This is a genomic window from Pseudoalteromonas sp. BZB3, from assembly GCF_040104455.1.
Taxonomy (GTDB): domain Bacteria; phylum Pseudomonadota; class Gammaproteobacteria; order Enterobacterales; family Alteromonadaceae; genus Pseudoalteromonas.
On sequence record NZ_JBECOS010000015.1, the window covers coordinates 139,651 to 154,834 of the forward strand.

The 15,184-nt window shown below is 39.0% G+C and carries 15 protein-coding genes and 1 pseudogene; 6 read left to right on the forward strand and 10 right to left on the reverse strand.

Going from position 1 to position 15,184, the window contains the following annotated elements; translation table 11 throughout:
• Positions 1-17: 17 nt before the first annotated feature.
• A complete protein-coding gene (locus ABMY35_RS17420) occupies positions 18-1,079 on the reverse strand; it encodes a hypothetical protein (protein WP_349287366.1) in 1,062 nt (353 codons plus the stop codon).
• Positions 1,080-1,142: 63 nt separating this feature from the next.
• Entirely contained in the window at positions 1,143-2,204 is a 1,062-nt protein-coding gene (locus ABMY35_RS17425) for a hypothetical protein (protein ID WP_138567416.1), read from the reverse strand.
• Positions 2,205-2,490: 286 nt separating this feature from the next.
• Here ABMY35_RS17425 and ABMY35_RS17430 point away from each other — a divergent pair, with 286 nt between their 5' ends.
• Entirely contained in the window at positions 2,491-2,742 is a 252-nt protein-coding gene (locus ABMY35_RS17430; protein WP_058029651.1) for a TIGR03643 family protein, read from the forward strand.
• A 55-nt stretch (positions 2,743-2,797) separates the two neighbouring features.
• On the opposite strand, the gene ABMY35_RS17435 is transcribed toward ABMY35_RS17430, so the two are convergent.
• The 8 genes from ABMY35_RS17435 to ABMY35_RS17470 form a co-directional block, all read right to left on the reverse strand.
• Positions 2,798-4,123 carry a leucine-rich repeat-containing protein kinase family protein gene (locus ABMY35_RS17435; RefSeq protein ID WP_249349119.1) on the reverse strand — a complete coding sequence of 442 codons (1,326 nt, stop codon included), beginning with the start codon at positions 4,121-4,123 and terminating at the stop codon, positions 2,798-2,800.
• A 143-nt stretch (positions 4,124-4,266) separates the two neighbouring features.
• On the reverse strand, positions 4,267-4,803 hold the full coding sequence (locus tag ABMY35_RS17440; protein ID WP_138569115.1) for a DUF924 family protein: 537 nt from the start codon (positions 4,801-4,803) through the stop codon (positions 4,267-4,269).
• Positions 4,804-4,837: 34 nt separating this feature from the next.
• Positions 4,838-5,293 carry a hypothetical protein gene (locus ABMY35_RS17445; RefSeq protein WP_349287367.1) on the reverse strand — a complete coding sequence of 152 codons (456 nt, stop codon included), beginning with the start codon at positions 5,291-5,293 and terminating at the stop codon, positions 4,838-4,840.
• Between the two features lie 99 nt (positions 5,294-5,392).
• Complete coding sequence (locus ABMY35_RS17450; RefSeq protein ID WP_349287368.1) at positions 5,393-5,584, reverse strand: hypothetical protein; 192 nt, start codon at positions 5,582-5,584, stop codon at positions 5,393-5,395.
• A 248-nt stretch (positions 5,585-5,832) separates the two neighbouring features.
• On the reverse strand, positions 5,833-5,961 hold the full coding sequence (locus ABMY35_RS17455; protein WP_349287369.1) for a MerR family transcriptional regulator: 129 nt from the start codon (positions 5,959-5,961) through the stop codon (positions 5,833-5,835).
• A 192-nt stretch (positions 5,962-6,153) separates the two neighbouring features.
• Complete coding sequence (locus ABMY35_RS17460; protein WP_349287370.1) at positions 6,154-8,121, reverse strand: pre-peptidase C-terminal domain-containing protein; 1,968 nt, start codon at positions 8,119-8,121, stop codon at positions 6,154-6,156.
• A gap of 95 nt (positions 8,122-8,216) precedes the next feature.
• On the reverse strand, positions 8,217-8,867 hold the full coding sequence (locus tag ABMY35_RS17465) for a DUF1566 domain-containing protein (RefSeq protein WP_349287371.1): 651 nt from the start codon (positions 8,865-8,867) through the stop codon (positions 8,217-8,219).
• Entirely contained in the window at positions 8,864-10,279 is a 1,416-nt protein-coding gene (locus ABMY35_RS17470; protein WP_349287372.1) for an ethylbenzene dehydrogenase-related protein, read from the reverse strand. Before ABMY35_RS17470 ends, ABMY35_RS17465 begins: the two co-directional genes overlap by 4 nt.
• A 391-nt stretch (positions 10,280-10,670) precedes the next feature.
• Here ABMY35_RS17470 and ABMY35_RS17475 point away from each other — a divergent pair, with 391 nt between their 5' ends.
• The 5 genes and pseudogenes from ABMY35_RS17475 (at position 10,671) to ABMY35_RS17495 (ending at position 15,149) form a co-directional block, all read left to right on the forward strand.
• On the forward strand, positions 10,671-12,623 hold the full coding sequence (locus tag ABMY35_RS17475) for a methyl-accepting chemotaxis protein (RefSeq protein ID WP_349287373.1): 1,953 nt from the start codon (positions 10,671-10,673) through the stop codon (positions 12,621-12,623).
• A 219-nt stretch (positions 12,624-12,842) separates the two neighbouring features.
• A pseudogene (locus ABMY35_RS17480) lies at positions 12,843-13,134 on the forward strand (heavy metal-binding domain-containing protein).
• A complete protein-coding gene (locus ABMY35_RS17485; RefSeq protein ID WP_349287374.1) occupies positions 13,131-13,637 on the forward strand; it encodes a GNAT family protein in 507 nt (168 codons plus the stop codon). Before ABMY35_RS17480 ends, ABMY35_RS17485 begins: the two are co-directional and overlap by 4 nt.
• Positions 13,638-13,767: 130 nt before the next feature.
• Positions 13,768-14,196: a hypothetical protein gene (locus ABMY35_RS17490; protein WP_349287375.1), complete on the forward strand. Its 429-nt coding sequence runs from the start codon at positions 13,768-13,770 to the stop codon at positions 14,194-14,196.
• A 113-nt stretch (positions 14,197-14,309) separates the two neighbouring features.
• Positions 14,310-15,149 carry a DMT family transporter gene (locus ABMY35_RS17495; protein ID WP_349287376.1) on the forward strand — a complete coding sequence of 280 codons (840 nt, stop codon included), beginning with the start codon at positions 14,310-14,312 and terminating at the stop codon, positions 15,147-15,149.
• Positions 15,150-15,184: the final 35 nt, after the last annotated feature.

Here is a 15,184-nt window from a genome sequence, read left to right on the forward strand (position 1 = left end):
GATTACGGATAAACTGGTTAATCCTGATTTGCCATCCCTTTCAAAAACACCAAACGCTTTCTTTCGTTTTCATCAGGTTGGTAGTGAGTGTTTTCGATGCCTGACAGGTCAACATCATCGAATACCAATTTTTCAATCTCAGAGTTACCAAATCGAGATGGCTCTGCAGGGTGTGTAGAGCGCTTCTCAATAGTAAAAGTGGCCAGCTCAAATTCACTTGTTTTTGGCAGTACACTTTGATGTGCTCGCAACAAAATCTGTTTTTGCCCCTCCTCTAATTTGGTTTCAGAGACTAAAGAGGCGATGGGTTGCGCACCTGAAAACAAATTTGCTCTCACTCTATAAATACCTGCTTTCTCAACTTTAATATCAATAGGAAAAACTAGGTCGGCGCTTTCAACAAATGGTTTGGTTCCTCCGACAATTGTCGCACTTTTTTGGTTGTAACTAATTTGCGCAACCATAGGCACTTCATCGCCGTTTACATTGGCTATTGCCGTGATTTGTAAGTTAGCTGGGTAATCAGTGTTTCCTTTTATTTGTGCTAAGTATGCATCTTGTGAAGGGTGCATCTTATGACTAGATAATAGCTTGCGCGTATCAGCATCCTGCACTTTTAGTTCCACACCATAAATATCGCTACCCTTTACTTGAACTATAATGGCTTCTGGCGAAACAAAATGATATTTCTCAAGCATCATTGATATTTTCACATTGCTATCTTGAGTAACCATAGTTACTGGTTCGAAATAATTTGGATTTAAAATACTAAAGTCATTTAAAGAAAGTGGCTGCGAATAAGGCGGATAATTTAAAGTTTGTTCATATTTAGTTGCGATGACTTTTGCCGAATCAACCGTTGATTGATTAAAGCTTATAGGCATAGGTGTCTTAGTTTCTTGAGTAGTTTCTTGAATGATTTCTTGCGAAGACTTCATTTCATCAACTTGATTGCTTCCAAGTGCTGTTTTTCTGTCAGTATCTAATTCATTATCGCTATTTTGTTTTGTACCAAGAAAATAGCAAATGCTTATAAAGCTAATGGCAACTAATCCAATGATGATTTTGTTCTTTTTCATAGTGTCGACCATATAAGGCCGTAAAAACTATACGGCCTTAATAACATTACTCAATTTGAGATTTTATAACGTGTTATAAATTAACTTAGACATACTTTGAGAATCAGACTGGCTCACATATTTGTAATGTGTTTTAAAGATCCAGAACCCATAATCTTTTTGGTAGGTAGAAAATGAAATTGTGTCGCCATTATCCAACCTTACAGTGTCATTAGCCGCTGTCACTTTGCCTTTTGGCTTATTCAAAATGATTGATAAGTGATCATAGTTATCAGACATCAACATTGGATAGTGATTTGGCATAAAGCTTGTTACTGCATCACCCTGTGATGAAATCTTGCCGTTAAATGCAACGCTTGAAGAACAACTACCAAAGTTCCCTGCTTTGCTTGATCCACAGCTTGAATGAGAAGCCACTACACTGTCATCTTTGCCTTTTAAAAATAGCTTTGTTGCTCCCAGGAATAAATCGCCCTCACCAACAAATCTTAATCTTGGGGCTCTATCACTGGGTAATGCTGCCAATTGACGAGCGTTATTAACTTTGAGGTCGTTTAGAACCCCAAGCTTATCGGTCAATGGTCCTCCCAACCAAGCTTGTAAAGCCAACTCTATCAGTGGGTTCCAAGATGTTGCGCCTTGAGTAACATTAACAGCTAAATCAGCTAATTCGCTTCCTCCACCCGCGCCAGCAATATCAAATGTAGCAATGATATTCAGGGGCTTCAATCCGGCTGCACTTAACCAGTTTGCTTGGTTATCAATAATGTAACGTGCGACTAAATCACCTGTTGAGTGTGTAACAAGTATACAGCCTTGGTCGCATACACCACGCTCACTCATCGACTTTAATTTCGGCCATACATAATCTGTCGCGATTTTACCTTTAACGCGCTCAAATGAAGGCCAATCAATTCTTTCGTCTGCCAAAGCGCCCCAATAGTCAGCCCAATAGTTCTCCCCATCGCTACTAACTGTATTTGGCGAACCAAATAATAGCTGTTGTGGTTGAAAACCATGAATCAATACTGTTTTATAATCCGTTGCACTTACAACGCTTGATTGTGCTAAAGCCCATACTGCAAAAACTAAGCTTGTTATTTTCATTGTATTCAGATTGCCCATCGCAACCTCCAAGTTTATTGCAAAAATAATCTTATTCTCATTACTAAGAATAAGGTTTCCCATGCGGCATCTGGTATGACATCAGTCCAGATGCAGTTAGAGTTTTAGATCGAATTGTGAACAATTGCAATATTTTGTTTACAAATATTTCTGTATTGTGTCTAAAACATGAAGATCTATTCAGATTTATTGGATTTAACTATTTCATAAAAATACAGAAAATTTATAAATCTAAAGCTTAGAATTTTCCGTAATAACAGAATAAATATCTCAGTACATAAAAAATATGGACCTATTAGAACACGAAGTTTCACGCATAATCGAAATGGCGTGGGAAGACAGAACACCATTTGAAGCAATTAATACCTTATATGGCTTAAATGAAACTCAAGTCGTTAATTTAATGCGAAAAGAAATGAAACCAAGCAGCTTCAAAATGTGGCGAAAACGCATGGCGGGTCGTGAAACTAAACATCTGAAATTGCGAAACCCTGAAATTTCACGCGGATATTGTAAAACGCAATATAAGCACCGCTAAAGAGTGCCCATATTACGTTTCTGATTGAGTTATTTTGCAAATATAGTTTGAGAGCTTATTCAGCCAATAAAACTTTGATGTCTGCAAAGTTTGGTCGAAGCGTAATATTGTCATTCAAACACGCATCTCTAAGGGATATTAGCTTAGCTAACGTGCTTCTATCACATTCATTTAACTGGCTTTGTGTCAGCAGATCGTCTAGCAAATTACCAAACGCTCTGACTTCAATGCGTTCAAATTGCTGTTGCTGTACTTCAGACAAGTTATGTAATTGCGTCGCGGCACCAAAATCACCGAACATCACATGCCCCTGTGCATTAATCATTGTATTATGCGCGTAGAAATCACCATGACTGACTTGCTGATTATGTAAATGCGATAATACATCTGCTAACTGTTTAGCAATATTGCTGATTGTTTCAATAGAAAATTGCGTGGCTTCGACAAATGTGTCTCTTGTACAGGTTTCATAGTTTGGAGGAAGGCCGAGGTTTTCATAACCTGCTGGAATTAAATCCATAAGAAGCGCCAAAAAGTCTTGGTCTAAAATATGCGCAAATGTTTTGATCAAATTCTCATGCTGACCCGCTGTTAAACAAGCATTTAACTCATCTTCTGGATAACCGTCACTGGTTTTACCGCCTTTAAACACCTTAATGGCAATGTCTGTGTCAGCATTATTTAATTTACCTTGGTAAATTACACCCGATGCGCCCTGACCTATTTGCTCATTGAGTACAATATCTTGCTGCTCATACTGGGCAATACCTGAATGTACTTTGTGCTCACCAACCAATGGATTACCAGATAGCGCCAACCATGCCAATTTTGGCAGTTTAAATAAACCCGCTGGGACTGAAGTTAGTTCATTTGCTGAAAGCCTAACTAACTCTAATTGCTTGCACTGTGTAAAACTTTCAGGGATTGCAGTAAGTTTATTGCCGGCTAATGCTAACTTCTTTAGCTGACTTAATTGACCAAAGCTATGTGGTAATTGAGTTAGACGATTGTCGGTTAAAATCAGCCAGCGTAAGTTTCTTGGTAGTGATGTTTCACTGATTGACTCGATTTGATTCGATTTAAACCCAACCATGTCTAAATTTATGCATTTTCCCAACACGTCAGGGAAGAATTTAAACTGATTAAACGATAAAAATAATACTTTTAATTTTTTGAGTTGAACAAAACTGTCTGGTAATTCTGAAAGCAGATTATTTGAGAGATCTAACACCTCAAGTGTGTCTGATAAAGAAAGGATTTCTTCAGGGAATTCAGATATGCCTTCGACTAATTGCAGCCTTTTATAACCTTGGTACTTCCCTGCTTTTAAATCAATTAGATTATGACATTGTTGCTCTGCTGCTGTTAGTCCTGAGATCACGCTTGTTCGCCTCCTAAAAATAAAGGCGAGAGTTTAACTTATCTTTATTAATGATTCAGTAATGACTAAGCATATTCTATTTTTTTATAAACAAACTCACAAAGCGCGATTTACACGCGCTTTGTGAGTTTGTTTATAAAAGCCTAAAAGCTCGAGTCTGGTTCTTGCAAAAAAGCGATTTCTTCTTGGGTAGATTCTCTGCCTAATATTTTATTACGATGTGGATAACGACCAAATCTGTCTATGATCACTTTATGTTTAAGCTCGAACTCTAGGTTATTTTCGTTGCCATGCGCCGTATAGAGCTTTAGTGCTTCTTCATGAATGCGTTTTGACTCACTGTGCATGAATGGCAGATAAAAGAAGCTGCGTTTCTCAACCTCAATTAATTTATCAAAACCATTTTTAATGGCTTGCTGAGCAAGTGCTAAGGCGAGCGGATCTGCAGCAAAAGCTTGTGACGTATCTCGATGTATATTCCTGGAAAATTGATCGAGTACAATGACTTCTGCAAGGCTTGACTCTGCATGCTCTCGCCACTCAAATAACTCTCCTAGAACCGCTTGTTGGTGTAATTTGCCGAAGCGTCGAACAATTTCAGTATCAAACGCTAAATCTTTTTGCCACCACATCTTTGGCGAGATTTCATTAAACCAAAAATCGAGTACTTGTTGGTACATGAAGAATATCCTGATTAATTATTAATGCTTAACTCTATAACGCATTTCTTCTTAGCACAAAGAAATGATAACCAAACTGCGACCCATAATGTGATTGATAAATATCGAGCTTTCTTTGAATATCTTTGATTGCTTGTGACTCTGGCATACTGGCTTTTAGCGCATTCACCCTTGCTTGCAAGGGCTGCAAATAGTTTTGCCAAGCTTTGTCACTAATTGTGAAGTCATCTAACACCTCAAAACCCAGCTTTTTAGCTTGCACCAAACGCGTATCAACGTTTGACATTGCGGGATATTCAGTCGACCAAAATGATTGATACTTTTCATTTGGCTTCGAAGTTAGCCAAACTAAATCACTGACAATAATCAAACCATCTGCCTTGAGCACTGTTTGCCATTGTTTTAGGGCCTCTTCAAAACCCATAATATAGACACAGCTTTCTACCAAAATTGCATCAAAACTATGTGCTTTAATTGGCAGTTCTGACATGCTCGCACAGATGGGAGTAACCTTTTCAGCGTAACCCTTACTATCTATCAGCTCTACTAAGTTTGTTACCGCAATGGGCTCGTTATTTATGGCTGTGATCTATGCATTATAGTGCTCTGCCAATAAACAAGTCGAAAAACCTTTACTACTGCCGATTTCTAAAATGCTATCAGCATTATCTGAAATATATGACATCGCTTTGAGCGTGTCACTGTCGTCTCCGGGCCCCCAAAGCGTCAAAGGTTCAAAAACGGTTAGGAAGTCTTGCATATATTGATCGTGTGAATTCATATCTTTTGATAACCACCTTATTCTTTGCGCTTCTTTTTCAGTAAAGCCCTGCTGTAATAACCATTCATAGTCCGCTTGTGGAGCAAGTTCATTTAATTGCGCATGAAAGTCACGATTAGAACTTTCCCCCAGTAAACCAGAAAGTAATTTCTCGCTTTCTGTTTTTGCACTATTTCTTCATCTAACAAGCGCAGTCTTTCACTTAAAATATCTTTATCTAATTTGCCATTCAGACAGGCAATGCACTCTTAAAGTGATAATCCACCATCTTGTAACTGCATGGCTAAAGTTAAACGCTGAGCATCCAATTCGGTGTAAAGACGGTAACCATTGTCTAAACGTTGACCTCTAATGACACCTAATTTTTCGTAGTACAATAACGTCGTTCTTGATACACCTACACGTTTTCAAGTTCGGAGATTAAAAACATATAAGCCCATTCTGAGTGTATAAATTAAAGCGTAATTAAGATTAGCTTGTTTCGATGATGAAAGCATAATGTTTAAAGTAGTAGACAGGTCAAACAAAAAAGCCAAGCGAAGCTTGGCTTTTTCACTTATCACGCAAATTTATTCATAACTATAACTTAACGTCACACCCGAATAGGCTTTATAGGCTTTTACGCCAAAGTGCCACTCGCCTGCTTTTGGGTTTGTGAGCGTGCATGTCTCACTGTTGCCATCTTTATAAGGACGACATTCATAACTGGAACTATTGGGTGCAGAACCACTTTTAACATATAGGTCCGCGTCGCCAGTGCCACCAGAAATAGTGACCGTCATTTTGCTTACACCACTTGGTAAAGTTGCACTTCGATATCGCCATTTACCGGTACTCGCAGACAGGTTTGTAAAGATATCAGACCCGCCATTACCTCCGCTGCCATTATTGCTATAGGTTGCTTTTAAGCTCACACCACTAAATGCGCTGTAACCTTTAACGACCACGTAGTATTTACCCGTTTTCACAGCATCAATACTGCAAGTTTCATTATTGCCATTTTTATAAGGGCGGCAGTCGTATGAACTCGGCGTTGGTTTGCTGCCATAACGCACATACATATCGGCATCACCAGTTCCACCAGACATCTCAACTAATAAAGCATTTTGACCAGCTGGAACGTCAATATAAAAACCGAGCTCTTGCGATTTACTACCGCTGATATTTGTTGCAGCAACACCACTTGTTAACTCCTTATCACCCACGGGTGGATCAATAACACCAGTATCAATTTTAGTTAATCCGTTAGTCGCTTTAACTAAGTTAAGTACATCACCTGCCCCTGAGGCATACCACCAATTAACATTATTCGGTAGTAAGGTTGGATTTGCATCGCGATCAGCTTTTGAAAGTGTGTTTGCAGTTGAGTTAAATTGTGCAGTTCTCACATCAAGCTTATCACTTGATACCGTGAGCACTTTGAATTGTTGAATACTGGCAAGATCAATCGTCCAAGATTTAGGATCGTTGGCACTACGGGCAGGCGCCCCCCAACTTCCTTCCCCTACAAACACAGTACCGCCACTGGTTGTACTCGTAAAATTGTTACCACTTGGTTTCAGTGCTTGTGTCACTTTGTTGATGTGCGTATCAGATTCAACCACCAAATTCATTTTATGGTTATAGAAATGATTTGCCCACCAAGTATGCAAAATGGTGTTGTCTGATTTACCTGAATAATGCGGGAACATTGGCTTATGGTATTGTGCTACGCGCCAACTTACTGAGCCACCAGAGCTTTGCAGATCTTGTTGCAACCAATTATTCATTGCTGTTGCATAACTCGACCAGCCCGAGTTTTTATATTGAGAATTTAACGTATATACACGTAATAATGGCGAAACGTTAAATGCACCATAAGTATCTTTCGCGTCACAGACATTATTGTTGTCGTAATCCACACCAAACACTTCGCATAGTGTTTTGTAGTTATCATCTTCATGATTACCATGTGTGGCAACAAACGGATAGATCCGTTTGTAATTCAGCCCGTCGATGCTATCTGACGAGAAAGTAAGCTGCCAATCATTGAGGTAACTGCTCATTTCAGAAGCGGTGTTAGCATTGGTATAGTCGCCGCCATGCATGATAAACAGTGGACGGATCTTGGCGACTAACTTATTGCCATTTTGTCGATTCGTCCATCCAGTACGTGTATCTCCACCAGCGATTGCGACAAATGGAGAGTTGTCATTGGGGGCTGTTTTGAACCATAGACGTTGACCGCAGCCCGAATCATCACAGACGCGATAATACACGGCTTTATTCGCTGATAGCCCTGTGAGCTTTACAAATTTACTTTGTAAAGAACCATCGAATGTATGGCTAGCTGTCACGTTCTTTCTTTGCCATAAAGACTCATCTGTCGACACACCATATTTGACATAATGATTTGTGCTGCCATCAGGTGTGAAGCCGATAGTCGCTTGACTTTGTGGGGCGTTATCCCAAATGAGACGATGATATTTACTGCCTGCTTGCACGTTAAACGCACCAAGCAAAGTAAATGATATAGCGACCTTGCTATAAGTTTTCATAGTTGTTCCTTAGTATTGATATTGCTGTGAAAAATCGTCATATGCCTACCCTCTTAATTAAGTGATCTCTTTTAAAGGTTGGTATGTTGACGGGGTTATTGTGCATTAGCCTCCTTAATCGAATTGGGTAATTCGGAAGTTACTAACATCACAAATGCAGCATTTCTGTAGGGAAGAGTATGAAAACGCCCTTGATAAAAATCGACTGCAATCGCTCCTTTCTCTAGATGGCGATAATGCCCTTCTAAAGGTTGCTCTGCGTCTTGTGTCCAATAATCGCCCGCTTTTATATGGCGAAAATAATCAGTAGAAAGCATTGCTTGCTGAGGTTTATCTTGAGTTTGTAAAATTGCTTCTACTTCTTGTTTTGTCGGTAAGCGCCAGCCAGTTACTTGGCAAAGCCCGTGTTGATTGGTTTTACGAACCAAGTCTTGAGTATCACATCGTTCAGACTCAAAATAACAATCGCCGCTATTTTTTACGCCAATTTGGTCGTCGAACCACGAATAACTCCAGTAACCATCATGAATGGATTCATCGTCACGCTTCACTTCCCATAACAGATTTTCTTTTTCATCATAAACACAGGCCCAAGGCCCCTTCCATGCAGTTATCAACTGACCGTCATTACTGACTTTATAAAATCTATTTTCTAGGGGTATACTCGGCTCACTCTGAATTAAATGACCAGCAGCTAAGCAAACTGTAAAAAAACCAATAGAAAGTAATAATCGTTTAAGCATCATAACTTTCCTTTTTGCCTAAGCGCCGAGTAATCCAATTTCAATGGCCTTTGATGACGAGTGTGTGCGATTTGTGCATGGTCAAAAGCAGCAACCCAAATGCAAACGCCCTCCTCTAATGCTACGTCATAATCAGAGCCTGTTTTGTTTCTCCTCGCGACTTCTAAAGTCCAATACCCGTCTTGCCAATGACCTTTTGCTGTGACATCGCCTCGGTCTCCTTCAAAGCGATTCGAACGATAAAGTACCGAGCTTAATAAAGTACCTTCCGGGTAGGTATCGAGCAATGGTTTATAAGGTGTACTTGAGAACCAAGGTAAAACGGCTTGTTCAATATGTTGGTTATCAGCTCTATACATGTGCTGATATTCAGGTAATGGCAAACGCTTAGGGATGACTTTGTTTTTGCCGTACCAAAGCCAATTCATTACATAGGCGCCACTTTCTTTACCATCCGCAAAGTAACCTGCGGTATAACGCCTATCTCCAGATTTAGCACTTCTTGGCGCGGCAATGACATTGTCATCCATTTGTACCATGTCGTTGGTGCGAAGAGCTTTCCAATGCCAAAGGTCACGCACTCTGCCATCGAGCGCACCATGGTAGCCTTTGCCATGCCAATTAGCCGGCTTGCCTTTGATAGGTGACTTTCCTAAATGCGCTGTGCCATCGCCGCCATGGTCACAACTCTGACTAAGCAGAACTGCAAATTTATCTTCGTAATAGCGAGTTTCATTGAATGTATGGAAGCCTTGCTGCTTAACTTGCCACTGTTGATTTAATTTAACCAATGGCAGGTGGGTTAGGCTTTTAGTCTCATCTTGCCAACGAAATAAGAAGTAGCTCTCGACATCGTTGCTGGCAATCTTTATTTCTACGGGGGTATGCCCGTTATTAAAGTTTGCCCCGCCGTAGGTGTTAACTGTTTTCCATTTGATGTTTTGCCAAAAAGGCTCTGAATCTTGCCCATCGATTGCAATAAAGTCTGAATGTTCAAGTGGTAACACCTGGAAGCTTAGAGATTTATTCTGATCAAAAATAAATACGCCAATACCTGCCAGCAAGCAAAAACTAATGAGATGCCATTTAAGTCTCACAATCGCTTTTATTTGGAAGAGTTTAACTACTAATTTTTTGCCTAGTGTTAAGAAGTATACGTAACTATGCAATATCAAGAAGAATATGATCGCTAAAGCACTCAAGTAATGAACGGTTGAAAGCCATACATTGGCTAAGTCTAACCATCGGGTAAATCCCGAGATTAAACAAAAAAGAAGAACGATATAGCCAAACCAATTTACTGATCGGTGATACTTATTATTTGTTGTTTTATGTTCAAACGTTAAGCGGTAAAGAATAAAACAGGCACTCGCTAAAGTAAGTGTAACGCCAGAATAATAGTGAACTGTGTGCATTTTACCTTGCGGCAAAATAGGAGCTAGAAATGAAAAGTGATCATACTGTAACAAACTGACTCTCAAACCTGTTATCAAAGAGAGTGTTACGGAAATCAGAACGATTAAATGCAGAATAATAAAAAGGTGTCGATTGGCTCTTTTCACTTGCAAACTGTTTATCCACTTTGCTGTATCAAAATTGGAGCCACACCCTAAATTAATTAATTTACAAAAAAATTACATTTTTCTTATATTTTTATGTGTAATAATTCAATCACACCTAAACAAAATGGAATAAGTGACAAAAATATAGTTAAATAATCGTTAACTGTTGCCAAATACCCCTAATTCCCCATAGTATTCAAATAAATCATCTACAATAAAAATAATAACCCGGGAGGTGATATTTATGAGAATGCGCCAAAAGCTGATAGCCAGCTTTGTATTAACCGTGATTGCCCCTATTTTAGCAATTTCAATTGTGAGCATTTCACAAACCAAAACCGAATCTTTAGAGCGCTTCATTGATAGCTCAAACAGCGAGATACGACAGGTCGAAAACACCTTCAATCTATTTTTTGATCAAATGAAGAATAATGCGCGATTTTTAGCGCAAAGTAGCACTGTTACTTCTGTTTCTGAAAACACATCTACTTACTTTGATGCCGAAAAAATGATGGATCCGCGCTCAGCAGGGAAAGAAGAAGCTGAAATTTTTGAGTTGTTTGAATCTTTCGGTCAAACCCATGAAGAACTCTTATTTGTTTACTTAGGTACCCAATACGGTGGTTTTATTCAATATCCTGCCGAACCCTTAGGAAATTACGACCCTCGTAAACGCCCTTGGTACAAACAAGTTACGCAAAATTCAAGTGAAGTCATTGTCACTGAGCCATATCAAGGTGTAACAGGACAGGCTATGGTGAGTGTAGCAACGGCAATTAAAAAGTCAGGGCAAACGATAGGTGTTCAGTCGTTAGATGTTACCTTATCTACACTTACAGATATTGTGAGTAACATTCGTTTAGGTGAAACTGGGTATTTAATGTTATTGGATGGTCAAGGCACAGTCCTAGCCGATCCTAAAAACCCTAATAACAACTTCAAATCAATTAACAAGTTAAATTCGCCTATTTTCAATGCTATCAGAACGAATAAAAATCAGCCTTTGATCAATATTGAAGCAAGCAATAAAACCATGGTTGCTCAGTTGTACCATTCAGATGCATTGAATTGGACGTTTGTCGCCATCATTGATGAAGGCGAAATTTTGTCTTCTGCCTACAACATGTCTTACAGCATCAGTGTGATTGCTGTGGTCATGTTAATCGTCTTTGTCATTATCGCTGTGGTGTTAGCGAATAAAATTGTCTACCCAATCGAAATGGTATCTGAAGGCTTAAAAGAAATTGCTCAAGGCGAAGGTAATTTGTCGAAACGCCTTAAAGTCATAGGTAACGATGAAATCAGCGAACTTGCCTCGTGGTTCAACCAATTCTTAAATTCAATTAATGAATTAGTTAAAGACATTCAAAACAACGCAGCTACGTTAAATGATGAAGCGCAAAGCTCAAAATCACGTATCAGTCAGATTCAACAACGCTGCCAAACGCAACTAGACCAAGCTCAGCAAGCAACACATACTACTGAATCTGTAGAAAGCATGGCCATAACCATTAGTCAAAACTGTGGTGATGCTTTAAATGCGATTGAAACGACTGATTCTCATGCTCAAAATGGTAATGATTTAATTAAGCAAACGGTTTCACAAGTAGCACAACTTCATGGTTCTTTGGGCGAATCAGCCGGCGCTATGAGTGACCTTGAGAAGCAATCAAATAACATCACCAATATTCTAGAAGTAATTAGAAATATCGCGGAACAGACTAACTTATTAGCACTCAATGCCGCTATTGAAGCTGCCCGTGCAGGAGAACAAGGTCGAGGCTTTGCGGTTGTTGCCGACGAAGTAAGAACACTGGCACAACGCTCTCATGATGCGACGCAAGATATTGAAAAAGTACTAACCGAATTAATTGATCAAACGCGAAGTGTTTCACAACAAATGACATCTAGTGTTGCTGACTCAGAGCAGGCCATTGAATGCTCGGAACAAGCACATCAAAGTTTTGATGAAATCGCTGAATCTGTTCGTTTGGTACAAAACTTTATTGCGCAAATTGCTGAGCAAGCTAAACAGCAAGGTGATACAGCAAGTGAGACTAAACATACCATTTCTGGTGTAAACGATTCAGCTCAGCATGTAGGAGAAGCTGCTGATAACCTCTCTGCTGGTGCAACTCAATTAGTAGAACTTGCAAATAGCCTTAACAGGCTTGTTGGTCGATTTGATATAAACTGACTCTGCAAGGTGAAGCTAAATAGTAGCTTCACCTTATTGTTATTTGCAATTTTGTATCACCTTTTCTATCCAGTTAAATCCTTTATAAGCGTTCGATGGCTAATCAATCATCTCTATGTATGAAGATTATTTACAATCATTGCGATAAGTGTTTTTATTTCAAATACAGACTAAGTATCAGATTTTTAGGGCTTATGCTTTTTTTCAACCACAGAAACCATTCCAGGAAAAGAAATAGAAAGTATCGTTGGTGTAGTAACCGGCAACGTCGTTCAAGCAAAACATTGGTCGTGACATCATGGCTGGCTTAAAGGACATTGGTGGCGGAGAGATCCGAGGCTACACAGAAATGCTAAGTGAAGCACGAGACATTGCAATTGAACGTTTAGTTCAAAGTGCGGCTGACAACGGTGCTGACGCCATCGTCGGTATTAGATTTACAACCAGTACCATTATGGATGGCTCTTCTGAAATTATGGTTTTTGGTACAGCAGTTAAACTTAAGCCATGAGTAATCAGCAAGAGATTACTTTAAGAGATTTTGTAATTTCTGACAAAACTCAATTGATATCAGTGTTAAATCACCCTGATGTAACTCGCTATTTATCTAGCAAAATACCTTCTCCTTACAAAGAAGAGGATGCCATTTGGTGGATCAACGAAGGGAGTAAACATGGTTTAATAAAAGCGGTTTGCTATCAAGGTAAATTTGTTGGCTGTATAGGCGTTAACCCTGGAGAGTTTGAATACCAGCGCGCTGGTGAATTAGGCTATTGGTTAGATAATGCGTATTGGGGAAAAGGCATTATGTCTCAAGCTATCGAGCTCATAATTACCGAAGTTTTTAGAACAACGCCTATTGTCAGAATTTTTGCCGCCGTATTTGAACCAAACATGCCTTCAAAGAAAGTGTTGCTTAAATCCGGATTCCACCAAGAAGCAGTTTTGAAAAGTGCGATATTTAAAGGTGGCATATATTACGATAATCACTTGTTCGTAAAGTTGAAAATCTAGATTGATTTATTGAATTCAAGATTAAGTCAACGTACATCAGTGAAACTAACAGACAGTGTAAAAATTTTATCTAGAACCATAAAACACTTGCTGACACTAACAAATGCACAACCATTAAAAGGATAATTAGATGAAAATAGATAAATATGCTTTGCTCTGGCTTGGCTCTATTGCCTGCTACCTTCTGCTCACAGCAGTCGGGTTTATCGATTTTGAGTTAGTTACTCTCACAACCATCTCAAATCTCACAATGCTTCCTTTTTTGTTTAATTTAAAAAATGGTATAATCGAGTATCAAAAACAACAAATCGTGAAAGATCCAATTAATCACCTGACTTTTAACGACAACGTATTATATATTGGGTCTGACAGCGTACCTGTGGATCAGATCCGAAAGGTTGCGCTAGATACTTGTGGAGAAAAAAGTTTTTTCTCATTGCCTTATAATCAAATAAAACCCGGTGTTGTGCCGGCATTTGAATTTCCACCTGAGCAGTTTGAAGATGTGAAATCTCACTTGAAGAATGGATTACCAGCAACGGTTACTTTTATTTCTTAATGAGTACCAAGTACAGCAGTATTCATAATTTTTCAAAAAATCTCAAAACAACGAAATAAATTTCATTCATTAACTGTCTTATTCTGCTCGGATATGAGAAAAAAGCCTGAATATTGAAATTAAGTTTTCTGACATTTATTGCGCTTATTGCATTCGCAGGAAACTCTATATTGTGCAGTATTGCATTAGGCGAAAAACAAATAGATGCTGCTGGTTTCACTGTCATACGGTTAATTTCTGCAGCTATATTCTTATATTTTTTGATTTTCTTTAACAAGCGTACTGATAAGTCACCTCTGAATTATGGTAGTTGGTGGTCATCAGTTATGCTATTTATCTATGCAATTTGTTTTTCTTTTGCCTATATCACTTTAAATACTGGCACCGGTGCATTAATACTTTTTGGTTCAGTTCAACTGTGCATGTTAACTATTTCTAAGTTATCAGGAGAGTGCTTCTCATCGCTTGAATTGATAGGCTTGTTGACTGCACTTATCGGGTTTATTTATCTGGTATTTCCAACGTTAACAACCCCCTCTCTCATTGGCTTTGTTCTTATGTCGTTGTCTGGGGTCGCGTGGGGTTTATATACACTTGCAGGTAAAGGAGTAAAGCAACCAAGTGCCGAGACTTCTATGAATTTCATCAGAACTCTACCATTAGCACTTATCGTACTGCCATTCGTTGACTTCAGCAGTGTCACAACTAAAGGCCTAATCGTTGCAATGATATCTGGCATTGTCACATCAGGTATCGGTTACATAATTTGGTATAAGGCTTTGCCACTATTAACTGGTATTCAAGCAGCCGCCTCTCAGCTATTAGTACCAGTAATCGCTGCTATTGGTGATTTTTTGTTTTTATCGGAGCCTATATCAACACGCCTTATAATAGCTTCACTTCTTATTTTAGGGGGCATTTTCTTAGTCTCGCTTGAGAAATCCAAAGAATAAATCACCATATTAATTTTTCGTTATTAAAGCATGCG

What these genes read in the sequence shown, in the direction of transcription:
- ABMY35_RS17450 (WP_349287368.1), bottom strand. Translation starts at nt 5,584, where the DNA reads ATGAATTCACACGATCAATATATGCAAGACTTCCTAACCGTTTTTGAA.
- ABMY35_RS17490 (WP_349287375.1), top strand. Translation starts at nt 13,768, where the DNA reads ATGAAAATAGATAAATATGCTTTGCTCTGGCTTGGCTCTATTGCCTGC.
- ABMY35_RS17485 (WP_349287374.1), top strand. Translation starts at nt 13,131, where the DNA reads ATGAGTAATCAGCAAGAGATTACTTTAAGAGATTTTGTAATTTCTGAC.
- ABMY35_RS17445 (WP_349287367.1), bottom strand. Translation starts at nt 5,293, where the DNA reads ATGTCAGAACTGCCAATTAAAGCACATAGTTTTGATGCAATTTTGGTA.
- ABMY35_RS17465 (WP_349287371.1), bottom strand. Translation starts at nt 8,867, where the DNA reads ATGATGCTTAAACGATTATTACTTTCTATTGGTTTTTTTACAGTTTGC.
- ABMY35_RS17440 (WP_138569115.1), bottom strand. Translation starts at nt 4,803, where the DNA reads ATGTACCAACAAGTACTCGATTTTTGGTTTAATGAAATCTCGCCAAAG.
- ABMY35_RS17420 (WP_349287366.1), bottom strand. Translation starts at nt 1,079, where the DNA reads ATGAAAAAGAACAAAATCATCATTGGATTAGTTGCCATTAGCTTTATA.
- ABMY35_RS17475 (WP_349287373.1), top strand. Translation starts at nt 10,671, where the DNA reads ATGAGAATGCGCCAAAAGCTGATAGCCAGCTTTGTATTAACCGTGATT.
- ABMY35_RS17470 (WP_349287372.1), bottom strand. Translation starts at nt 10,279, where the DNA reads ATGCACACAGTTCACTATTATTCTGGCGTTACACTTACTTTAGCGAGT.
- ABMY35_RS17425 (WP_138567416.1), bottom strand. Translation starts at nt 2,204, where the DNA reads ATGGGCAATCTGAATACAATGAAAATAACAAGCTTAGTTTTTGCAGTA.
- ABMY35_RS17430 (WP_058029651.1), top strand. Translation starts at nt 2,491, where the DNA reads ATGGACCTATTAGAACACGAAGTTTCACGCATAATCGAAATGGCGTGG.
- ABMY35_RS17460 (WP_349287370.1), bottom strand. Translation starts at nt 8,121, where the DNA reads ATGAAAACTTATAGCAAGGTCGCTATATCATTTACTTTGCTTGGTGCG.